The organism is Capnocytophaga granulosa ATCC 51502 (assembly GCF_000411115.1).
Taxonomy (GTDB): domain Bacteria; phylum Bacteroidota; class Bacteroidia; order Flavobacteriales; family Flavobacteriaceae; genus Capnocytophaga; species Capnocytophaga granulosa.
Map to the genome: position 1 here is coordinate 800,145 of NZ_KE150242.1, position 23,511 is coordinate 823,655.

19 protein-coding genes are annotated in these 23,511 nt (G+C 44.0%); 17 read left to right on the top strand and 2 right to left on the bottom strand.

Going from position 1 to position 23,511, the window contains the following annotated elements:
• Positions 1-93: 93 nt before the first annotated feature.
• Positions 94-2,649 (bottom strand): TonB-dependent receptor, encoded by a 2,556-nt coding sequence (locus tag HMPREF9331_RS03590; RefSeq protein ID WP_016419776.1) that lies wholly within the window; start codon positions 2,647-2,649, stop codon positions 94-96.
• Between the two features lie 303 nt (positions 2,650-2,952).
• Between HMPREF9331_RS03590 and HMPREF9331_RS03595 the strand changes: the two genes are divergently transcribed.
• Together HMPREF9331_RS03595 and HMPREF9331_RS03600 are read left to right on the top strand one after the other, a co-directional pair.
• A complete protein-coding gene (locus HMPREF9331_RS03595; protein WP_040357007.1) occupies positions 2,953-4,203 on the top strand; it encodes a dihydroorotase in 1,251 nt (416 codons plus the stop codon).
• A gap of 139 nt (positions 4,204-4,342) precedes the next feature.
• On the top strand, positions 4,343-4,996 hold the full coding sequence (locus HMPREF9331_RS03600) for an alpha/beta hydrolase (RefSeq protein ID WP_016419778.1): 654 nt from the start codon (positions 4,343-4,345) through the stop codon (positions 4,994-4,996).
• Positions 4,997-5,000: 4 nt separating this feature from the next.
• Here HMPREF9331_RS03600 and HMPREF9331_RS03605 read toward each other — a convergent pair whose 3' ends face one another.
• On the bottom strand, positions 5,001-5,705 hold the full coding sequence (locus HMPREF9331_RS03605) for a phosphoadenylyl-sulfate reductase (protein WP_016419779.1): 705 nt from the start codon (positions 5,703-5,705) through the stop codon (positions 5,001-5,003).
• Positions 5,706-5,958: 253 nt separating this feature from the next.
• On the opposite strand from HMPREF9331_RS03605, the gene HMPREF9331_RS03610 reads away from it, so the two are divergent.
• The 15 genes from HMPREF9331_RS03610 (at position 5,959) to ccoS (ending at position 23,500) form a co-directional block, all read left to right on the top strand.
• A complete protein-coding gene (locus HMPREF9331_RS03610; RefSeq protein WP_016419780.1) occupies positions 5,959-6,234 on the top strand; it encodes a Sec-independent protein translocase subunit TatA/TatB in 276 nt (91 codons plus the stop codon).
• A gap of 3 nt (positions 6,235-6,237) precedes the next feature.
• The gene (gene mutS / locus HMPREF9331_RS03615; RefSeq protein ID WP_016419781.1) at positions 6,238-8,835 is read left to right on the top strand and encodes a DNA mismatch repair protein MutS; all 2,598 of its coding nucleotides are present in this window, start codon (positions 6,238-6,240) and stop codon (positions 8,833-8,835) included.
• Positions 8,836-9,191: 356 nt separating this feature from the next.
• Positions 9,192-10,001, top strand: a complete 810-nt coding sequence (locus tag HMPREF9331_RS03620) for an enoyl-ACP reductase FabI (RefSeq protein WP_016419782.1) — start codon at positions 9,192-9,194, stop codon at positions 9,999-10,001.
• A gap of 113 nt (positions 10,002-10,114) precedes the next feature.
• Entirely contained in the window at positions 10,115-14,104 is a 3,990-nt protein-coding gene (locus HMPREF9331_RS03625) for an AAA domain-containing protein (RefSeq protein ID WP_016419783.1), read from the top strand.
• On the top strand, positions 14,101-14,763 hold the full coding sequence (gene mnmC2 / locus HMPREF9331_RS03630) for a tRNA (5-methylaminomethyl-2-thiouridine)(34)-methyltransferase MnmC2 (protein ID WP_016419784.1): 663 nt from the start codon (positions 14,101-14,103) through the stop codon (positions 14,761-14,763). The genes HMPREF9331_RS03625 and mnmC2 overlap by 4 nt, the downstream gene beginning before the upstream one ends.
• 133 nt (positions 14,764-14,896) lie before the next feature.
• Positions 14,897-15,361, top strand: coding sequence for a ribosome assembly cofactor RimP (rimP, locus tag HMPREF9331_RS03635; RefSeq protein ID WP_009642479.1), 465 nt, complete (start codon positions 14,897-14,899; stop codon positions 15,359-15,361).
• A gap of 8 nt (positions 15,362-15,369) precedes the next feature.
• A complete protein-coding gene (nusA, locus tag HMPREF9331_RS03640) occupies positions 15,370-16,605 on the top strand; it encodes a transcription termination factor NusA (protein WP_016419785.1) in 1,236 nt (411 codons plus the stop codon).
• 68 nt (positions 16,606-16,673) lie between these two features.
• The gene (gene infB, locus HMPREF9331_RS03645; protein WP_016419786.1) at positions 16,674-19,547 is read left to right on the top strand and encodes a translation initiation factor IF-2; all 2,874 of its coding nucleotides are present in this window, start codon (positions 16,674-16,676) and stop codon (positions 19,545-19,547) included.
• A gap of 5 nt (positions 19,548-19,552) precedes the next feature.
• A complete protein-coding gene (pyrE, locus tag HMPREF9331_RS03650; RefSeq protein WP_009642473.1) occupies positions 19,553-20,191 on the top strand; it encodes an orotate phosphoribosyltransferase in 639 nt (212 codons plus the stop codon).
• Between the two features lie 11 nt (positions 20,192-20,202).
• Positions 20,203-20,598, top strand: coding sequence for a hypothetical protein (locus HMPREF9331_RS03655; protein ID WP_016419787.1), 396 nt, complete (start codon positions 20,203-20,205; stop codon positions 20,596-20,598).
• Complete coding sequence (locus tag HMPREF9331_RS03660; RefSeq protein ID WP_016419788.1) at positions 20,595-21,101, top strand: DUF4199 domain-containing protein; 507 nt, start codon at positions 20,595-20,597, stop codon at positions 21,099-21,101. Before HMPREF9331_RS03655 ends, HMPREF9331_RS03660 begins: the two co-directional genes overlap by 4 nt.
• A 9-nt stretch (positions 21,102-21,110) precedes the next feature.
• A complete protein-coding gene (locus HMPREF9331_RS03665) occupies positions 21,111-22,055 on the top strand; it encodes a glycosyltransferase family 2 protein (protein ID WP_016419789.1) in 945 nt (314 codons plus the stop codon).
• 16 nt (positions 22,056-22,071) lie between these two features.
• Positions 22,072-22,491, top strand: a complete 420-nt coding sequence (locus HMPREF9331_RS03670; protein WP_016419790.1) for a copper resistance protein NlpE N-terminal domain-containing protein — start codon at positions 22,072-22,074, stop codon at positions 22,489-22,491.
• Positions 22,492-22,493: 2 nt separating this feature from the next.
• Complete coding sequence (locus HMPREF9331_RS03675) at positions 22,494-23,144, top strand: alpha/beta fold hydrolase (protein ID WP_016419791.1); 651 nt, start codon at positions 22,494-22,496, stop codon at positions 23,142-23,144.
• A 128-nt stretch (positions 23,145-23,272) separates the two neighbouring features.
• Complete coding sequence (gene ccoS / locus HMPREF9331_RS03680; protein WP_009642468.1) at positions 23,273-23,500, top strand: cbb3-type cytochrome oxidase assembly protein CcoS; 228 nt, start codon at positions 23,273-23,275, stop codon at positions 23,498-23,500.
• The last annotated feature ends 11 nt before the right edge of the window (positions 23,501-23,511 follow it).

Consider the following 23,511-nt stretch of genomic DNA (forward strand, 5'->3'; position numbering starts at 1 on the left):
TGCAAAGATACTATTTTTAATTCTATTAGACAAAAAAACTTTGCCAGCGTTTTTGCGCTGACAAAGTTCTATGAAAGATGTGAAAAAGAACCACTACCAAGTAAAGGAGAGACCGCCTATGATGTTTCTTCCTACCCCAGGGATAAAGTTGGTTTTATCATCGGGGGTAGCGGCAGGGTTAAGTCGCATAGGGGGTGCGGTAACTTCTGCTTGTACCAAATAGCTGGAGGCATATACCTTATCAGCTAAGTTGTTGCCTTGCAAGAAGAAAGTCCATTGTCCTTTTTTGTAACCCAAGCGTGCCCCTACAAGGCTGTAAGGGTCTTGGTATAGCGTATTTTTATGGTCAATAGGGGTCTTTACTGGAAGTGATTCGAGGTTTACTTCAGCAAAGATTCCTATAGGGTGCTTATAGGTGAGGGCTGTAAAGAGGTAATGGGTAGGAATACCCGCAATTTGGTTGCCCTTAAGCTCTCCTCCATCAAAGTAGAAGTCACTATAATTATAATTAACAGAAAGGGTGAAAGTATCTTCTTTGGCAGAGAATATATGAGTAAGGAAAGTAGATTGCAAACCAGCCTCCAACCCTCTGTGGATAGTAGCATAAGGCGTATTAACGGTATTACCTCCTACCCCTACACTACCATCGGCTATGGTGAAGATTTCATCTTTTACCCAAGAGTGGTAAGCACTTACATTCCATACAAAAGCCCGTCCTAAATTTCCTTTGGTACCGAGCTCCACAGTGGAGGCCTGCTGAGCCTTAAGATCAGAGATGGTAATGGTGGTAGGGCCTGAGTTGACATTGGAGCTATTGCTATAAATTGGAGGTACAGGATGGTTAGGATCAGGTACGGGAGGACGGTTAGGATTAGGTATAGCACTACCTGTAAGACGTACAATTTCTAAGAAAGTAGGTGGTTCGTAGCTACGAGAGAAGTTGGCAAAAACTTGTGCTCGGTCAGTAAACTTATAGATCACCCCTACTTTAGGATTGATTGCATTGTAAGAGAAATCACCTGTTACAGGAGTAGCTGCGTTGGGGTTAGGCAAGGCACGAGCTTGCAAACCATTAGGTGCCACAAAGAGGAATGGACGCTTAGCCCCTGTGAACTTGTCCTCTACCTTACGAGTATCGTAGCTACCTTGTACGCTTACATTGGCCAAGAGGGAAGGGGTAATCTTGTATGTATCAGATACATAAGCTATGGCATGGTTGGCTGTAAGATCTTGTTTGGCAAAGAGGACACCGAAATTACCGCGATCGTTGTGGAAACGGGATTGGTGCATAAGGCCTTGGCTGTATTGTAAGCCAAGAGTAAAATCGTTTTTCTCGGTTGTATTGGTATAAGAGAGGCGTACCCCATAGTCATTATTGAAGTCCTGACGTACTCCGTTGGCGATAGGATAGGTAAAGGCATCATCGGCATATTGGTAATAAAGGGTAGCTAAGATAAGGTTATTGGCATTGATCTGATAAGCCAACTTGGTACCAAAGCGAGCGATTTTACTGCTTCGGTTAGGCTTGTCGCGTACCACATTAGGGCCAAAGGCATATGGGAAAGTTGTCTTAGGTGCTTTGTTGATTTGCTTGCGATCACTTTCCATCTGGTAGCGGGTAAGAGGGCCTGGGATATCAAAATAAAGGTCAGTGAAGGAGGCATAGAGACGTGCCTCGAACTTATCGGTAAACTTGCGCCCTACATTAAGCAAAGCATTGAAGCGCTTAGAGCTATTATAGGTACGGTAGCCATCACTATGGTTATAGGACGAAGCTACAAAGAGGTCATTGCGACCAGCGGAGAAGCCTGAGGAAATCGTACTATTGAAGTAGTTAAAGCTACCAGCTTCCATTTTCACACTTAGGGGAGAAGCGTTGTAGCCATTCTTGGTAACAAAGTTCATAGCCCCACCGAGGGTAGCGCCTCCATGTTCGAGCGCATTGGCACCACGATAGATTTCCACGAGGTTGCTCACTTGGGGTTCTAATACACCTATTATATAAGAACCATCGGCAAAGTTGATCGGAATACCATCTTGGGAGAGCGCCACCCCACGTGATTGTGGATTACTTTGGATACCTGAACCGCGGATATTAAGACGCGGTTGGTCATTACCCCCGAAGAAATCTTGGATAATAATTCCAGGTTCACGTTGGAGAGCATCCTTGAGGGTTTGGGAACGCTGTATGTTTAGGTTTCTTAGGTCGGCCAAGTTGGTACCTCCTGCCACTTTGTCAAGTTTTATCTTAGCCAATCCCACCGAGTTGGCTACAAGGCTTGGGTTGTCTGAGATCACCACAGGCTGTAACTCTACAACCCCCGCGAGTGTCTCTTCCGCATTGCGACGAAGGGTTGTCTCCACATAGGTAACCCTATTTTCATTGTCCTGTAGGACTACTGGAAACTCCAAAGGTGCGTAGCCCTCCTTGCTTACTTGCAGAGAAGGATGCTCATCGGAGGTGGTAAGAGTGTAGTTTCCCTTCTCATCGGTAAGGGTACTCTCTCCTGTAGCTACCGATTTGACAGTCGCTTGGGTGATAGGTAACTTGTTTTCATCAAGGATCTTACCCTTGATCTTATATTGTGCCTGAAGGCTCACGCTCAACAAAAGCACAATAAATAGTAAGAGATTTTTGTGTAAAATCATTTGTTAAATATTTTTTATTTAGACTGGGACAAAATTACGAGTTTTTCCCGATATAACAAATAGTTGCGAAATAAATTTATTTTTAACTATTTTACTTTATTTCTAATAAATAAAATCAATTATAGCATCTATCTACAAGATGTTTTAACATTCCTATCTAATAATTAATATTAATAAAAAAGACTCGTTTCTCCTATAAGATAGCTTTTTCGTTACTTCTGAAACTTTAACACAAAAAAAACGGGAAAAACGTTTGCTATTTAAAATTTAATGATTATCTTTGTGGTGAAGATAAAGGGAATTATGAAAACTTTGTTAAGGCATGTAACTATCATAGACACGGACAGTTCCTACCATGGACAAACCCAGGATATCTTGATAGAAGATGGAAACATCAAACAAATTAGCTCTGAAATCACTTGCCAAGATGCCGATGAAGTGTTAGAGAATTGTTACATTTCACAAGGATGGACTGATAGCAGTGTGAGTTTTGGAGAACCAGGGTACGAGGAGCGAGAGACTTTAGCCCATGGCGTAAAGGTAGCTTGTGAGAGTGGCTTTACGCAGGTGATGCTCAATCCCAACACACACCCTATTACAGAGAGCCGAAGCCAAGTAGGCTTTTTAAAACGTGCTACCCAAGGAGCCATTACAGAGATTTTCCCTATAGGTGCTCTCACCACTGAGAGCAAGGGAGAATACCTAGCCGAGTTGTACGATATGCAAAGTGCAGGGGCAGTGGCTTTTGGAGATTATAAGCGGTATATTCCGCAAGCCAATCTGCTAAAGATTGCCTTGCAATACACAGCGCCTTTTAGTGGTATCGTGATTTCTTTCCCTTGCGACCGCTCTATCATGGGCAAGGGAGTAGTGAATGAACATATAGCTTCTACCCGATTAGGACTAAAGGGAATACCCGCACTTGCTGAAGAAATTATTGTGGAGAGAGACCTCTCCATCCTCGAATATGCTGGTGGACGATTACACATTCCGACAATCTCTACTGAAAAATCTGTCGCTCTGATAGCAGCAGCCAAAGCTAAAGGCCTAGATGTGAGCTGTAGTGTGGCAGTGAGTAATCTACACCTTACAGATGAAGTCTTAGGCAACTTCAATACTGACTACAAACTACTTCCCCCATTGCGTGATACGCGGCATGTAGAAGCCCTTCGCAAAGGAGTGGAAAGCGGGGTTATAGATATGGTAACTTCTGACCATTGCCCCCTTGATATAGAATGCAAAGCTAAGGAGTTCGACCTTGCAGAGTTCGGAAGCATAGGTCTTGAGGCTACCTTAGGAATCATGCTAAGACACTTCTCAGTGGAAAAAACTGTGGAGATGCTTACCGCTGCTAAAAAACGTTTCTCCCTACCTGTATCGCCTATTGCAGTAGGCCAGAAAGCAGATATAACCCTCTTTACCGACAAGGGAGAGCGGGTATTTGACAAAGATTCGATCAAATCTTCTTCTAAAAATTGTGCCTTTGTCTCAGAGACAGTCAAAGGAAAAGTCTTGGGCGTGATCTCCCCTAGGGGTCACTGGTTCTCAAGATAAGCTACTCCAACTTCTACAAAAAGTATATATATATTATTGTTTAACTTCAGGAAAAAAAACTCTAACAAAAATTAGAAACACTTCCCTATATGCTCCAAACATATAGGTGTACCAATATTTTACCATTTTCTACCAAAAGATGAAAGGTTTTTCTTTAAACTATTTGGTAAGACCTGCTATTATAGAGCAGGAGAGTGGCAAGTCTCCCGCCATTTTCATGCTACATGGTTATGGACAAAACAAAGAAGAATTCTTCTCCATAGCCAATGAACTCCCTCAGGAGTATATTGTAATCTCCCTACAAGCTCCCTACAAGCTATCAGATATTGAGTTTTTTTGGTATGCTATAGAGTTTGGGGCCTCCAAATGGTGCGATATAGTGCAAGCACAAGCTGCACAGCAGAAGCTCCTAACTTTTTTAGGACAGGCTTGTGATCGGTTCAATATTGATACAGAACAGATCACCCTTATAGGATTTGACCAAGGTGGTATCCTTAGTCTTACATTAGCTCTTTCTTTCCCCGATAAATTCCAAAGAGTTGTGGCCATCAATAGTTACATAGATAAAAAATTATTGAGTTTTAACTATCAAAAAAACAATTTTAAGAAATTGAAAATCTGTCTATTACACGGATATTCCAATGAAATTGTCTCCTTGGATTGGGCAGAAGAAACCATAGAGCTACTCAAGAAGCTACATATCGATTATTCTTATCAGACGTTTGCTTCGGGACATGTGTTCTCAGCCGAGATGTTCTACGCCATGAAGAATTGGATTGAGCAGAGAGAATAAAACGCTATTTATGCACATGTAACCCACATTCCTTATTGGTCTTGTGCTCCCACCACCAGCGGCCTGCACGGAAGTCTTCGCCTTCCTTGACAGCACGTGTACAGGGGGCACAGCCAATACTGGGGTAACCCTTGTCATGCAATGGGTTATAGGGGATTCCATGGCTACGAAGGAAGGATAACACTTGCTCTGTTTTCCAATGTAGGAGCAAATGTACCTTGATGATTTGGTTACTTTCGTCCCATTCCACCATGGGCATCTGCTCGCGATGGGGTGATTGTTCGGCACGAAGTCCTGTGATCCATACTTTATTCCCCTGCAAAGCACGCTTGAGCGGTTCTACCTTGCGGATATGACAACACGCATGTCGCAAGGGAACGGACTGGTAAAAGGCATTGATACCATTGTCCTGTACATACTCCTCTATCGCTTTTGCATCGGGATAGTAAGGGGTAATCTTGGTATGGTAATACTCATTGGTAAGCTGCCAAGTAGTATAAGTCTCGTAGAAAAGGCGCCCTGTATCTAGAGTAAAGATCTTGACAGGGAAGTGTCCTTTCATGATAAAATCGGTAATCACCTGATCCTCCATACCAAAGCTAGTGGAGAAAACCACCTTATCGGGATAGCGCTCGGTAAGGAGGGCGAGTATTTCTGTCTCTGTAAGAGAGGCCGTTGCTGTGAGCAACGAATCTATATCAGGATGCATTATTTTTAGGTTTGGAAATGCAAAAATACGAAAAATAATGATTAATGGTTAATGATTAATGATTAATTACTCAAAGAGCTTTTATATATGGTTTTAGATTATATCCAAATAAGTGTAATAGATTGATACTGTGTAGTATATAGATGCTGACTAAGATGATTCTTGATTAGTGTTTATATTTAGAAACTCCTTTGATGTATTTTTTGTTGTTTAGTACATTTTTTGTACATTTGCAGAAAATTTTCATGGCTCAATGATACCTTTATTTATAAGTACTCCTGAACTATTATTTGTACTCTTTGTGGCGGTGCTGCTCTTTGGCACCAATAAAATTCCTGAAATCGCCCGTACCTTGGGCAAAGGCATGCGACAACTCAGGGATGCCACCGCCGAGATTAAGGAAGAAATCAACAAAAGCGTAGAGAAATCAGGTATAGATACCTCCCTGATTGATGAAGTAAAACAAGAGGTAGAGAAAGCCAAAGAAGGCTTAGAAGACCCACTGGGAAGTATCAAACGAAACCGATAACACATGGCAAAGACGAGCAAAGAAACCCCCTTGATGAAACAATATAACCAGATTAAGGCAAAGTATCCCGATGCCTTATTGCTCTTCAGGGTAGGCGATTTCTATGAGACATTCAAGGAGGACGCCGTCAAGACCTCACAAGTGTTGGGTATCGTACTGACTTCTCGCAATAATGGCAGTGAGGACACTTCCTTAGCTGGCTTTCCTTATCATGCCCTGAACAATTATCTACCGAAGCTCGTCAAGGCTGGTTACCGCGTGGCTATCTGCGACCAATTAGAAGACCCTAAGCTTACCAAAACCATCGTCAAGCGTGGCGTTACGGAGCTAGTAACCCCTGGGGTTGCCCTCAGTGACGACATACTACAGACGCGTAAGAACAATTTCTTAGCCTCTGTTTGGCTACATACCCCCTTGTGTGGGGTATCTTTCTTGGACATCTCCACAGGTGAGTACTACTTGGCTGAAGGGGATATCCCTTGTATAGACAAGCTCCTACAGAATTTTCAGCCCAATGAGGTGCTCATTGCCAAAAAACAGCGCAAGGAGATAGAAGACGCCTTTGGAAATGGCTGGCACTACTTCGGTTTGGAAGACTGGGTCTATAAAGAAGATTTTGCCTATGAGGCACTAACCAAGCAGTTCCAGACCAATTCTCTAAAGGGCTTTGCCGTAGAACAGCTACGCCAAGGCTGGATCAGTGCAGGGGCTATACTACACTACCTATCCGAGACACAGCACCACCAGCTACAGCATATCACCAGTATTCGTCCTATCATAAACGAAGAATATGTATGGATGGACAAGTTCACCATACGAAACTTGGAACTATATGGCGGAGGACAAGCAGGCAGTGTCGGCCTCTTAGAAGTCATTGATAAGACCCTGACCCCTATGGGTAGCCGTATGCTTAGGCGTTGGCTTGCCCTACCACTAACAAACCTTAGCCAGATACAAGAGCGCCACCAAGTGGTACAAGCCTTAGTCGCCCACACCGAACTTAGAGAACAAGTAAGGGATCACCTGCACAAGGTAAGCGATATTGAGCGCTTGCTTTCCAAGATAGCCACAGGAAAAATCACTCCACGAGAGCTTATCTATCTGAAAAACTCCTTACTTGCTGTACTTCCCTTAAGAGCAATTACTCTCCCCTTCGAAGAAGTTGCCCTCAAGAGACTTTTTGAGCGTATCTGTGACCTAGAGGAATTATGTGAGAGAATTGGCCATACCCTTGAAGAGGATGCCCCTGTGAATATCCTAAAAGGCAATACCATCCGAGCGGGCTTCTCGGCCGAGCTAGATGAGCTACGCAACCTCTCCCATTCTGGTAAGGAGTACCTCAACCAGCTATTAGAGAGAGAGATTGCCCAGACCCATATCTCTTCCTTGAAGATAGATAACAATAATGTCTTTGGTTACTATTTTGAGGTGCGCAATGTCCATAAGGACAAGGTACCTGCTCACTGGGTACGCAAACAGACCTTGGTGAATGCCGAACGCTACATCAGTGAAGAACTCAAGGAATATGAAGAGAAAATCCTCCATGCTCAGGAGCGTATTGCTATCTTAGAACAGGAATATTTCGCCTCGCTCATCCAAGAGGTCATCGCCTATATCTCTCCTATACAGCAGACAGCCATTGCCATAGGAGAGATAGACACCCTCTGTGGGTTTGCTCTTTTGGCTACAGAGCGCCAATATACGCTCCCACAGCTGGACGATTCCTTAGTTATCAACCTAAAGGAAGCACGCCATCCTGTGATAGAGCAGCAGCTCCCCCCTACCCAACCCTATATAGCCAATGATATCTATTTAGACAATGAGCGCCAACAGATTATGATGATCACAGGGCCTAACATGAGTGGTAAGTCTGCCCTCCTGAGACAGACTGCCCTAATCGTCCTATTGGCTCAGATAGGTAGTTTTGTCCCTGCCAAGCAAGCACAGATAGGTATTGTAGATAAGATATTCACCCGTGTAGGTGCCAGTGATAATATCTCACAAGGGGAATCTACTTTCATGGTAGAGATGAATGAGGCCGCTCTGATTCTCAACAACCTCTCCCAGCGAAGCCTTATCCTCTTGGACGAGATTGGTCGTGGTACCAGTACCTATGATGGTATCTCTATTGCATGGGCTATAGCCGAGTACCTACATGAGCACCCTACCCATGCCAAGACCCTTTTTGCCACTCACTATCACGAACTCAATGAGATGCAAAACGAGTTTGCCCGTATCAAGAATTTTTCTGTCTCGGTCAAGGAAGTCAAGGGAAGTATTCTCTTTTTGCGCAAGCTCGTGGAGGGCGGTAGCGAACACAGTTTCGGTATTCATGTAGCCAAAATGGCAGGAATGCCCCCCTATGTGATAGAAAAAGCAGAAAAAGTGCTTGAGAAATTGGAGAAAACACATCAGCTAGAAGACAACAAGGAGCAACTCAGTGAAAAGAACAAAGAAGGTATGCAGCTGAGTTTCTTCCAATTGGACGATCCCCTCTTGGAAAGTATCAAGGAACAGCTCATTCATACCGATATAGACAACCTCACCCCCATAGAGGCACTGATGAAACTCAATAGTATTAAGAAAATGCTCAAAAAATAGTGAGTAATGACTAACGACTAGTGACTAGTGACCAACAACTAGTGACAAGTGACCAACAACTAGTGACAAGTGACCAACGACTAGTGACAAGTGACCAACGACTAGTGACAAGTGACTAACAACTAGTGACAAGTGACCAACGACTAGTGACAAGTGACCAACGACTAGTGACAAGTGACCAACGACTAGTGACAAGTGACCAACGACTAGTGACAAGTGACCAATTGTTATTTACGAGAAAAAATTGTATCTTTGCAAAAACTTTTCATTATTCATTTTTCACTTTTCACTCATTTCCGCTTGTTATTTCAAATAAAATCCTTACTTTTGTGCGATAGAATTAAATACAATATATTATGTATAACTTATTAAAAGGAAAAAGAGGCATCATCTTTGGTGCTTTAGATGAGAACTCCATAGCATGGAAAACCGCTGAGCGCGTACATGAAGAAGGAGGCCAGTTTGTCCTTACCAATGCGCCTATTGCGATGCGCATGGGAAAAATCAATGAATTAGCTGAAAAAACAGGTGCTCAAGTAATCCCTGCTGATGCTACCAATATGGACGACTTACAGAATTTGGTTACCAAAGCGGTAGAAATCCTCGGTGGTAAGCTGGATTTTGTACTACACTCCATAGGTATGTCGGTCAATGTACGTAAAAATATCCCTTATACTGAGTCTAACTATGACTTTTATGCCAAGGGCTGGGACGTTTCGGCGCTTTCTTTCCATAAGGTGTGCCAAGCCCTCCATAAGAATGACGCAATGAACGAATGGGGTAGTATCGTAGCACTTACTTATATCGCGGCCCAACGTACTTTCCCTGACTATAATGATATGGCCGACAACAAGGCTTACTTGGAGTCTATCGCGCGTAGTTTTGGGTACTTCTATGGTAAGGATAAGCATGTGCGTATCAATACCATCTCCCAGTCCCCTACTCCTACCACTGCTGGACAAGGTGTGAAGGGCTTTGATGGTTTTATCACCTACGCTGAGCTAATGTCTCCACTGGGCAATGCCACTGCTGATGACTGTGCCAACTATGTTGTTACCCTCTTCAGCGACCTTACCCGTAAGGTTACCATGCAGAACCTCTATCACGATGGCGGCTTCTCCAATGTAGGGGTCACTCCTGAGGTAATCGCTCATATGAGTAAATAATTTTTTCATTTTATATAATTCAAAAAACTATCATTGCTATTAATGATAGTTTTTTGTTATCTGTCATTCATTACTTGTCATTAGTCATTAGTCATTAATCATTAGTCATTATTATGGAGCCTTTTAGCAAAGAAGTATTTGATCTTTTTGGGCAGAAATTAAAAATAGGAAATCGCCGAGGGGTACACCTCAATGCGGTAGTGAGCAACTCGCGCTATAAGTTCGATTTAGCGCGACTTTCAGCTATATTCAAGAGCCTACCTGAGCGGTTCGTCTTGGACTTACTGACCGTGAAAAACCTCAAATTCACCTTCTCCCTGCACGATACACCCTCTACAGCTATTGATGAGCGGGATTATACCATAGTAGAAACCGCTGAAGCTGTAAGAGCAAAAAAGCAAACAACCGAAAAAGACGAGAACAAAGAGCGAGCAGAGCTTTTGGAAAAACTCTCCGATGGGGTAGATAATCTCATTTTCCAGAGTGAGGCCATCTTTCAGGAAAAAGGTGTCAATGCGTTGGGGTTTGGTTTTCCTATCTTAGCCAGACGCGATTTGACTGATGGGCAGATCACAGTGGCTCCTATACTTATCTGGTCGGTGAGAATACGTCCTACCTCCCAGCTCAACACTTGGGAGATTAGCCGCAGTGAGGATGATCCTATCTATATCAACGAAGTGCTTATCAATCACTTGCAGAACGACTCCCATGTTACCATTGCCCCTATCCCTGACCAAATGCTCGAAGACGGCAAGATAGACAAAGCGGAACTCTACCAGATATGTACCGACCTTCTCAGTCAGCTAAAAATCAAACAGAACCTTGATTTCTTAGAGAACAACTATGCAGAGATAAGCCCTATCAAAACCAAGGCCGCCTACGAGGCACTCCTGCCTGAAAAAGGCAATGCGCTGATTGAGAAGGCTGGACTCTTTTCCCTTTTTGAGGTACAGAAACAAAACATCATCAATGATTACCAAAGCCTTAAGGAGCAGTTTTCCCCACGCGAGAGTACGCCTAAAGAGGATTTCCAAACCTTTACCAGTATTCCTACCGACCCTTCTCAGCAGGAAGTGCTAGAGCAACTCCGCACCCAATCGCACCTGCTCATACAAGGCCCCCCTGGTACGGGAAAAAGCCAAACCCTTACGGCTATCTTGGTCAATGCCTTGGAGAACCAACAGAAGGTCTTGGTAGTCTGTGAGAAGCAAACCGCCCTAGAGGTACTACACCACTCCTTAGAGAATCATGGCTTAGGCAAATACACCATTCTTATCAAGGACAGCATAGCCGATAGAAAATTGGTAGTGGATGCTGTGCGCAATATCTTGGACGACCCCGCTTTCAAAAAGGCAATTCCCCCCTACCCACAAGAGGCCAAAGACACACAAATTGGAGGATTAAAGCAGCTAAAAGAAGCCATCAACCTACACCACAAAGAGCTATTCACTCCCCTACTCTCTGGGGAAAACTGGACGGAACTTATGGGACAACTGCTCAAGTATGCTCCACAGCGCACTGCTCTCTCCCTACAAGGACTCCCCTTAAGCTTTACCGATGAGGAACATGAGGCGCTCAGGGAAACCCTCGCCCCAGCCCAGCGACTTTACACCCCTTTTGCCCCCTACAAAGAGGGCTATCTATACAACCCTAAGACACTCATAGCCAAGCCTTATCAGCAAACAGCACATCATACAGAAGCCACTTTTAACAGCTATAAAGAACAATGGGCACAGATTCTTTCCCTATATGAGCAGTATAGGGGGGAATATCTATATAAGCGCAAGGAAGAACTCTCTGAGCAAATCCAACTGCTCACTACCTATATAAATGAGACAGAAGCCCTTACCAGCCTGCTTCCTGCCGATGCCGACCAATACAATCGTAAGCGTACCGAAAGCTTTTTCTATAAGCTTAGCGCACTCTTCATGAGCCAACGCAAGGAGGCTATCACTCAGCAAAAACGCTTATTATGGCTTTGCCAAGAGATTAAGAAGATTAGCCTACATCCCAATTTTGCCCCGCTTTCCCTTTCCGATAACCTCTTTTCCAATAAGGAGCAGATTCTTCGCTATCGAGAGGAACTTGGCCGAGCCAGTGCCCACTTCGAGGAAAAAGTAGCTGCTGACTTTGCCTCTTTGGATGTGGCCAACTTCTACGATCCTAAGTTTGCCAGCGATACCCTACATGCGCTCACCAGAGCTTTAAGCCAACTAAAAGAACAAATAAAGGAGCATGCTTATATAGCCGCTACCCCTCAGGGGCTGACTTTCTTTGATTTCAAGCGTTATATAGAGGGTGCTTTGGAGCAACACAACCAATACCAAAACGATCACAACAACCCCTTAGAGGTAGGTTATCAATGGTTTGCCTTCGAAGCAGAACTTTCTGCTTTACTTAAGCAATGTTTGCTGCTCTTGGAACAAGCCCAAGCACTCAACTGGGAAGCCTCTTTCCTATATGCCTATTATGAGGCTTTCTTGCTCAAAAAATCGGAGACACTCAGCGCCTTTTCGGCCAATACTTATGAGGATTTCAGAGAAAAGCTCCGCCGCTTTGCTGCCTCACAACAGCAGCTGATTACCCAATACTGGGATCAAGCCCAAATAGCAGCCGTCAAGGACTTTGAGACCAACCACAAGGAGCTGACAGTGGCCAACCTATATAATAAGCGCCGAAGTGAAAAGCACAGCCGCCTATCCCTCAGGCAGATAGCCTGCAAAGATACAGACCTATTCACCACCTTTTTCCCTATAGTACTCACCACCCCCGATAGCTGTTGTAACCTTTTCCAAGGAAAGAACTTCTACTTTGACTATGTCGTTTTTGATGAAGCCAGCCAGCTGAAATTGGAAGACAACCTCCCTGCTATTCTCAAGGGAAAAACTGTTATCATCGCAGGGGACGAACACCAGATGCCTCCGAGCAACTACTTTAGTAAGATCTTTGACGGCGGCTACCAAGATGAGGAAGAGATAGACGAGGAAGACCAAGCCCTCCAGAAGAACTCGCTGCTCTCGGTAGAGTCGCTGCTTGACTTTGCCCTTGAGTACAAGTACGATAAGCATCATCTGGACTTCCATTACCGTTCCAAACACCCTTACTTGATAGATTTTTCCAATGTAGCTTTCTACAATGGGAAACTACGCCCCTTGCCTCGTTTTGAGAGTGAAAACCCTATCAACTTCTACCAGGTAGATGGCACTTTTCACGAATATACCAACGAAGCCGAGGCACTCAAGGTCATTGAGATTCTCAGAGAAATCACCCCCAGAGAGGACGGCAGTTACCCCTCCGTAGGGGTAGCCACTTTCAACATCACCCAGCGCAACCTTATCCGAAAGAAACTGCTGTGGCTCAGGAACCAGCCTACCGAACAAGAATTTGCCGAGAAACTCACCGCACTAGAACAAGCAGGCCTCTTTATCAAGAACTTAGAGAATATACAGGGAGACGAACGAGATATCATTATCCTTTCGGTAACTTATGGAAAGAAGAAAGATGGCAAGTTTGTCCAGAGTTTTGGCCCCCTAAACCAACAAAAAGGCTATAAGTTGCTCAATGTGATCATCACCCGTGCCAAAGAAAAAATCTATGTATGCAATTCCATACCTGAGGCGGTATTTCTCAATTATGCTGATGCCTTAGCCCAAGAGCAGGCCAACAACCGCAAGGCCGTACTCTATGCCTATCTGGCTTATACCAAAGCGGTAAGTGAGGGAAATAGTCAAGCTATGGGGGAAGTATTACAAAGTCTCGCCCTCTATGGCAACCTGAGGAAAGAAGCCACTACCCAAGGACAATTGCTATTCAAAGAAGAAGTTTTTGCGCTACTTTCTACACAATTTCCTACCCTTAGTCTTAGCAAGGATAAGCCTTTCGGAGGTTATATGATCGATATACTACTGACGCCCCCTTCAGGCAAGCCCATCGCCATAGAGTGTCTGAGCAAGCCCATCTACCAGCAGCCTATGGGCTATTTGGAAGACCTACACAAGGAACAGATTCTCCGTGATGCAGGCCTTGATTATATGCGTATCCATGCCGATAAGCCCATCAAAAGCGCCCTTTCCGCTCTTGAAAAAACACTCGCTACCCGATGAAAAGAAAGATCATATACACCCAAGACGGCTCCACTACCTTAGAAATAGAAGCATGGGGCGAACACTATCACTCCATGCGAGGCGCTATAGGCGAGGCCTACCATGTTTTCATTCACCAAGGTTTAGAACTCTTCGCCAGAAAAGAGATTTTTTTGCTTGAAATAGGCCTTGGAACAGGCCTGAATGCCTTTATTACGTTCTTAGAACATGAGCGGCAGCAGCAGACCATTCATTACGAAGGTGTGGAGGCCTATCCCCTAACGGCTGAGGAAGTCGCCTGCTTGAACTATCCTGAACTATTGCACGCTGGAGATAAGAAGGCTGTCTTCGAGCTACTACACAGCACCCCATGGGACGAGACAGTTTCCCTCTCCCCCACTTTTACCCTTAAAAAGCGGCTACAATCCTTTGAGCAAATCTGCGACCAAGAGCGTTTTGACCTTATCTACTTTGATGCTTTTTCGGCCAGTGTACAACCAGAGCTATGGACAGAGACCCTTTTTGAACGTATGTACCAAGCACTCAAAACAGGCGGCATCTTGGTTACCTACGCCTCCAAAGGGAGTGCGCGCCGAGCCATGCAAGCCGTTGGTTTCAAAGTAGAAAAGCTCCCTGGTGCTTTAGGGAAACGAGATATGCTCCGAGCTAAAAAAGAATAAAAATGAGCCTTGGGTGCAAAAAAAATTATTTTTTTAATAAACATTTGTTTTTTAATAAAATAGTTGTATTTTTGCACTCGGAATTGGTAATTAAGAGGTAGAGGGCGGATAAGTCCTCTTTTTTTATAATTATATGAACTTAAAAGAACGTGTAAAAGAACTGATTGACAAGGGGTTAGAGGAGAATCCTTCACTCTTTCTCATTGACTATTCAGTAGGTGGGGACAACCTCATCAAGGTAATTATTGATGGCGATAATGGAGTCGGTATAGAAGATTGTGTAGCCTTAAGCCGTGCTATTGAACATAATTTGGACAGAGAAGAGGAGGATTTTTCCTTAGAAGTAAGCTCTTGTGGTATCTCCGCTCCTCTTGTTTTAGAGCGCCAATATACCAAAAACATAGGTCGCGAGGTAGAGGTCAAGACCGCTACAGCAAGCCATACAGGGGTAATTAAAGGGGTAAGTAATGCAGTAGTAACCCTTGAGGTCACCTCGCGCCAGCCCAAACCACAAGGAAAAGGGAAAATTACCGTTACCGAGGAAATTCTTCTGCCTATAGAAGAGATAAAAGAAGCAAAATTAAAATTAAAATTTTAGATACTCTCATGGAAAATAATCTCGATTTGATAGAATCCTTTTCAGAATTTAGAGACGACAAGCTCATAGATCGCGAGGCACTGATGTCCATCTTGGACGAAGTGTTCAAGACTGCTTTGAAGAAAAAATACGGTTCGGATGAGAACTTTGATATCATCATCAACCCCGATAAGGGTGACATAGAGATATGGCGCAATCGTATTATTGTAGATGACGGTATGGTGGAGAATCCCAATGCAGAGATACCACTGAGCGAGGCACTCAAAATAGAATCGGACTTTGAGGTAGGGGAAGAGGTTTCCGAAGAGGTGAAAATCAGTCAGCTCGGCCGTCGTGCGATCTTGGCCTTGCGACAGAATCTCATCTCCAAGGTACATGAGTATGACAACAATACCGTTTATAAGAAATTCAAAGAACTCATCGGAACTATATACACCGCTGAGATACACCATATTAAGGGAAAAACAGTGATCTTGCTTGATGATGAAGGCAATGAGATCCTCTTGCCTAGAGACAAGCAAATCCCATCGGACTTCTTCAAGAAAGGAGAAACCACTAAGGGGATTATAGAGTCGGTAGATTTCAAAGGAAATAAGCCCTCTATCATTCTTTCCCGCACCTCACCTGTATTCTTGGAACGCCTTTTTGAGCAAGAGATTCCAGAGATTGCCGATGGGCTTATCACTATCCAAAAGGTAGCCCGTATTCCAGGGGAGAAAGCTAAAATTGCGGTAGATACTTATGACGATCGCATAGACCCTGTAGGGGCTTGCGTGGGCGTGAATGGTGCTCGTATCCGTAGCATCGTACGCGAGTTAGGCAATGAGAATATAGATGTTATCAGCTATTCAAGCAATATCAACCTATTCATTAGCAAGGCTTTAGCTCCCGCTAAAATCACCTCTATCACAGTGAATGAGGAAACCAAGCGCGCCGAGATTCTCTTGGCCTCCGAGGAAGTTTCCAAAGCTATCGGTAAGGGAGGAAGCAATATACGCTTGGCGAGCCTGCTTACAGGTTATGAGATAGATGTATTCCGTGAAGGCGCCGAAGAAGACGTAGAACTCTCCGAATTTGAAGACGATATAGAACCATGGGTAATAGAAGAGTTCCGCCGCATAGGCCTTGATACTGCCAAGAGTGTCTTGGAATACAGTGCTGAAGAATTAGAAAAACGCGTAGATTTGGAAGCTGAAACAATCCAAGAAGTATTGCGTATTCTCAAGGAAGAATTTGAAAATTAGCCTAAAAACCAAATAATACACAACCAACACACATCAGACAAAATAAAAAAACGAGCTTAGAAAAATTTATGGCCGAGGATAAAAGATTAAATAAAGCAGCAAAAGAATACAACATCTCTACCGATAGAGTAGTTGAATTTCTCAAATCAAAAGGGCATACTATAGATCCCAAACCCAACACCAAAATCCCAGCAGAACTAATTGCTCTCCTTGAAAAAGAGTTTGGTTCTGACAAGAAAAGTCGTGAGACCTCTAAAGAAATCACTCAGGAGCAACGTAGGGAAAAAGAGGCTATCCGTCAGGAACTTTTAGAAAAAGAAAGACAGGAAAAGGCACAGAAAGAACAAGAAATTATTCGTGCCAAAGCCACTATTGCAGGCGCCAAAGTCGTTGGAAAAATTGACTTGGATCAGCCTAAAAAAGCTACGCCCCAAGAGGTAGCCCCCCAGCAGGAGACTACCCCTAAGGAGAAAACTGCCTCTGAAACACCTGCTGTAGTAGAAAAAGAAGTCCACAAAGAACCCGCTCTGGAGGAAAACCATTCCGACAAGCACAAGGATAAAGACAAAAATAAGCATAAGGACAAGGATAAAGACAAGAAAGATGTCAAAAGCCCCCTTAGCAAACAAGAAAAAGACCTTAAGAACAAGAGTAGAGAACTACTCTCTGGCAAGCCTATCCTCTCTTCCAAAGATGCTGCTAAAAAAGAAGAGAAAAAGCCTCAAATAGAACCCGAACCTGGTGTAATAGAAACCAAATACACCAAACTAACAGGGCCTAAGCTCGTAGGTGAAAAAATAGACTTGTCACAGTTCGAACGGCCTAAAAAGAAAAAGAACGGCAAGGACAAGGATAAAAACAAAGATGCTGCCTCCGGCGATAAGCAAGGAAAGCGCAAGCGCAAACGTATCTCTTCTGAAAAAGAAAATACAGCCAATCCTAATGCACCAAAAGGAGGAAACAGCAACAACAAAGATAACAAAGACAAAAACAAAAATAAGAAGAAAGACGGAAAAATCTTTGTAAAAACAGAGCCTACCGAGGAAGAAGTACAAAAACAAGTACGCGAAACCTTGGAGAAACTACAAGGAAAATCTGTCAAATCCAAGGGTGCTAAGTATCGTAAAGAAAAACGCGACAGCCATCGCCATAAGAGCGAGGAGGAAATAGCACAACAAGAAAGAGAAAGCACCATCTTACGCGTAACAGAGTTCGTTACAGTCAATGAGCTTTCTACCATGATGGACGTACCTGTCAATAAAGTGATTGGAGCTTGTATGTCCTTGGGTATTTTCGTTACGATGAACCAGCGCTTGGATGCGGAGACACTCGCTATCGTTGCCGATGAGTTTGGCTTCCAGATAGAGTTCTCCACTGCAGGTATTGATGAGGCTATCCCTACCGAGGAAGATCGTCCAGAGGACTTAGTTCCTCGTGCGCCTATAGTAACCGTTATGGGGCACGTGGATCATGGGAAAACCTCCTTGCTTGACCATATCCGTAATGAGAATGTAATTGCCGGTGAGAGTGGTGGTATCACCCAGCACATAGGTGCCTACTCGGTAACCCTCAAGCGTAGCAAGCAACGTATTACCTTCCTTGACACCCCAGGACACGAGGCCTTTACCGCCATGCGTGCCCGTGGTGCCCAGATTACCGATATTGCTATTATCGTAATTGCGGCCGATGACGACATCATGCCACAGACCAAGGAAGCCATCAGCCATGCACAAGCGGCAGGCGTACCTATTATCTTTGCTATCAACAAGATAGATAAGCCTGCGGCCAATCCAGAAAGAATCAAAGAACACTTGGCCAATATGAACCTCTTGGTTGAGGAATGGGGTGGTAAGATCCAGTCCCAAGACATCTCTGCCAAGAAAGGTATAGGCGTGAGTGACCTCTTGGACAAAGTTCTCTTGGAGGCTGAAATCTTAGAGCTTCGCGCCAATCCGAATAAGCGTGCTGTAGGTACCATAGTGGAAGCTGCCTTGGACAAAGGTCGTGGCTATGTCTCCACTGTATTGGTACAAGAAGGTACCTTGAAGATAGGAGATTATGTACTGGCAGGTACCCATTCTGGGAAAATACGTGCTATGCAAGATGAGCGTGGAAGAAATGTAAAAGAAGCCATTCCTTCTACCCCTGTGACCATATTGGGACTTGATGGGGCGCCTCAGGCAGGTGATAAATTCTATGTCTTTGAAGACGAGAAAGAAGCCAAGCAAATAGCTGCCAAGCGTACCCAACTCCTTCGCGAGCAGTCTGTACGTACACAGCGCCATATCACTCTGGACGAAATTGGCCGCCGTATTGCCTTGGGAGACTTCAAAGAACTCAATATTATCCTCAAAGGGGACGTAGATGGTTCTGTAGAAGCCCTTACCGACTCCTTCCAGAAACTCTCTACCGAAGAGATTCAAATCTCTATCATTCACAAGGGAGTGGGTGCAATCACCGAGTCCGATGTCCTATTGGCTTCTGCCTCCAATGCCATTATCGTGGGCTTCAACGTACGTCCTATGGCCAATGCACGTGCCTTGGCCGAGAAGGAAGAAATAGATATCCGTACCTACTCTATCATCTACGATGCAATCAACGATCTGAAGGATGCGATGGAAGGTATGCTTTCACCTGAAATGCGTGAAGAGGTCACAGGTACGGTAGAAATCCGCGAACTCTTCAAGATCTCCAAGGTGGGTACTATTGCAGGTTGTATGGTTACCGATGGAAAAATATATCGTAACTCCAAGATACGCCTCTTACGTGAGAATGTGGTCATCTATACTGGCGAACTCTCTTCGCTCAAGCGCTTTAAGGACGATGTGAAAGAGGTGAGCAAGGGCTATGACTGTGGTCTGCAAATCAAGAATTACAATGACATCAAGGAAGGAGATATCATAGAAGCCTTCCAAGAAGTAGCTGTTAAGAAAAAATTATAATCATCATGGAAATAACTGCTTCCATTGCTAAAGATATTGCAAGCACTTTGCTTGACATTGAGGCTATTAAGCTCAGTCCTGAAGTTCCTTTCACTTGGGCTTCAGGCTGGAAATCGCCTATCTATTGTGATAACCGTATGCTGCTCTCCTTCCCTGCTGCAAGGGAGAAAGTCGCCCTTACCATGAGCCAATTTATCAAAGAAAAATATCCTAATGTACAGCTCATAGCAGGGGTAGCCACAGGAGCCATAGGTATGGGAATGCTCGTGGCTGACCGCTTAGGCCTTCCCTTTGTCTATGTACGTCCAGAGCCTAAAAAGCACGGGCGTGGTAACCAGATAGAAGGCAGTTTCACCGAAGGGGAAAAAACTGTAGTGATAGAAGACCTCATCAGTACAGGTATGAGTAGTATAGGAGCGGTCAAAGCCCTGAGAGAAAACCACTTGGATGTACTAGGTATGGTCGCTATCTTCTCCTATTTATTCGAGGTAGCTCAGCATAATTTCTCTTCAGCGGCTATAGGCTTAGATACCCTCAGCCAATATAACGCCCTACTGGAAGAGGCCAAAGAGAGAAATTATATCTCTCAAGCCCAGTTAGAAACCTTGGCTAAGTGGCGCTTAGCCCCTGACAAATGGACATAAAATAATCTAATATGAAAATCACCTCCCCTATCGTATCCGTCGGTCTACCTATTACAGGAGTCTATGAAAAATTGGAGAATGTTGCTCTTTTCAAGGAACTCATGCCAGAGAACTTGTCACACTTTGTCTCTTCGGAGGACAATGCCTCTTTCTCTTTTTCCCTAAAGGGTATGCCTGAAATTTTCTTGGAAAAGAAAAAGCTCACTCCAGTAAGTGAACTCATCTATGGAGCGCCAGAGGGCAAGCTCCCTTTTACGCTTCGCATCAGCCTTGACCCCAAATCGGAGGCACAGACGGAGGTTTGCTACACCTTCGAAGGAGAGTTCAACCCTATGCTGGCCATGGTTGTGAAAAGTCCTATTACCAAGCTACTAGAGACTATGGCTGAAAAAACAAAGACCTTATGAAAAAGCACCAAAGACTGATGCTAACTTACGGGAATATCATAGCAGGGGTTAGCATTGCCCTAACAATGCTACAATACACCTTAAATGCCTACAATGGTAAGCCACTTACGGTGTTTCTCTTTGGTATTCTACCTATCTTAGTCCTTGCTTTGTGTATATTTTTAGGAATTTATCAGAGCAAAGAACGCAGTTTTAGACAGATGATAAAGGTAGGGCTGGGTATTTCTATACTTTTTGCGGTGATAGTAGCTATTTTTTGGGTTATATTCATCAAATATATAGCACCAACCCACTTGGAGACTCTCAACAGCCTACAATTGGAAGCCTATAAGGGACAACACCCAGAGGTAGATGCCCAGACTATCGAACAGATGCGCATTAGCATGGAAGGCAATACCGCCCCATGGATACAATTCAACTTATCGCTGGTGTCTAACTTGTTTTTTGGTCTGATTCTCTCCCTTTTGGCGAGTTCCTTTTTTAAAATTTTCAACAGAAATTAATCCTTGTCCATGCAAATATCGGTTGTTATTCCCTTATTCAACGAAGAAGAATCTCTTCCTGAACTCCATCAGTGGATCCAAAAGGTCATGGAGCGAGAGGATTTCTCTTATGAAATTCTCTTTGTAGATGACGGCTCTACGGATCATTCTTGGGAAGTCATACAACAGATTTGTACCAAGGATAGCCATGTAAAGGCGATTCGTTTTCTAAGGAATTATGGCAAGTCCCAAGCACTCAATGCAGGTTTTGCAAAGGCCGAGGGTGAAGTGATCATCACTATGGATGCGGACTTGCAGGACAGTCCAGAGGAGATCCCAGCTCTCTATCACATGATTGTAGCAGAAGGCTATGACTTGGTATCAGGCTGGAAGAAAAAGCGCTATGATCACAAGCTCACTAAGAACCTCCCTTCCAAGCTTTTTAACTGGGCAGCACGGAAGGTCTCAGGCCTTACCCTACACGACTTTAACTGTGGCTTGAAAGCCTACCGCAAGGACGTAGTCAAAACGATAGATGTTCGTGGAGAGATGCACCGCTATATACCCGTACTGGCCAAAAGTGCTGGTTTCTCACATATTACTGAAAAAGTAGTGATCCATCAAGCACGCAAGTATGGGAAAACAAAGTTCGGTATAGAACGCTTTATCAACGGCTTCTTAGACCTACTCACCATAGGCTTTCTCTCTAAGTTTGGCAAGCGCCCCATGCACTTATTCGGAGCCTTGGGGGTACTGGTATTCTTTATAGGTTTTTGCTTTGCTTTTTACTTAGGGATAGATAAGCTCTTTATAGACCCTACAGGACGTCTTATCACTAATCGCCCCCAGTTTTTCTTGGCACTCACTTCCATGATTATAGGAACTCAGTTCTTTCTGGCAGGCTTCTTAGCCGAATTGGTACTTAGAAGTAGGGAGACAGAGCCAAGGTACCATATCCGAGAAACTATTCATTAAATAACTAATTATAATTATGTATCGCTTTAGCATTCTTTTTCTACTGCTTGTAGCTGCTTGCAACAATACTCCTCAAACCTCCGAAAATACTCCTTCCACGCAGGAAGCCTCCCAAGAAAAGGCCCCTGCCCAAGAAGGAATTCGCTACGAAGGGGTACTCCCTACCGAGGATGGTGACCTGCTCTCAACTACCATTATCTTAGGAGAAAATAACACCTATTCCCTCTTACAACACTCACAGAATAAAGAAACTAACCGAGAGGAAAAAGGAAAATTTGGCTGGGACGAAGAGAATAAGACTATTTTCCTCATCAGCAAAGATGGTCAAAAGAGCTATTACAAGGTAGATGCCCAAGTGCTAATCTACTTGGCTGATCCCAATAAGAAGCTAACTCCAGAAGAAGAAGTAAGGGTTACCCTACACCAAAAACAATAAAAATGGCTATTCCTGTCTATTGTATGCCTGGTATGGCGGCCAGTTCTCGTATCTTTCAGCACCTAGAGTGGCCTGAGGAGTACGAGGTACATCTGCTTGACTGGGACGAGCCGCGTGCTAAGGAGTCTTTTGCTGCCTACGCCTCTCGTATAGCCCAGAGAATCACCGCCCCCAATCCTATCCTTATAGGGGTCTCTTTGGGCGGGGTATTGATACAACAGATAGCTACTTTGCTACCTGCCTATAGGGGGGTAGTGCTTATTTCCTCGATAAAATCGGCCGAGGAACTCCCCCGCTGGATGCGCTGCTGTAAGAGGCTAAGACTACAGAACCTACTACCCCTAGAGTGGCTAGCTAGCTTTGAGTTTTGGAAGCGTACCAAGCGATATAGGAAGTTGTACTACAAGTATATAGGTCTTGCCTCACCCCACTACTTAGCTTGGTGTGCCCGTGAGTTGCTCAACTGGCAATTCCCTACGCTCCCCCCAGAGAAACTCATTCATATACAAGGAGATAAGGACATAGTCTTCCCTATCAAGAACATTAAGGATTGTATCCGTATCCACAATGGCACCCATATTATGATCATCAGTCGCTTTCGCTGGTTCAGGGAACACTTTGTATCGCTCATAGAGCGGTTTAGTAACCAATGATTAGTGACCAATGACTAATGACTAATAACCAATGACTAGTGACTAACGAAACAAAACGTGAAAAATAAGTAAAATTTTATTTTTGCTTTCAAGAAAAATCACTATATTTGCACCAAATTTGACAATCAATGAGTGTTATCTATATGCTCATATCCATAAGTACTGTAGTGGTAGGATTGTTCTTGTTTTTGTACCTGCGCGCTATCCATAGTGGCCAATACGAAGACGTAGAAAGTCCTGCTATTCGCATGCTTTTTGAAGATGAATTGGTAACCCCTACTTGTAAGGAAGAACAAGAGGACAAAGCACATATATCTTACCACAAAGACAAGAAAGAAAAGCAAACAACAACTTAAAACTTGCTAAA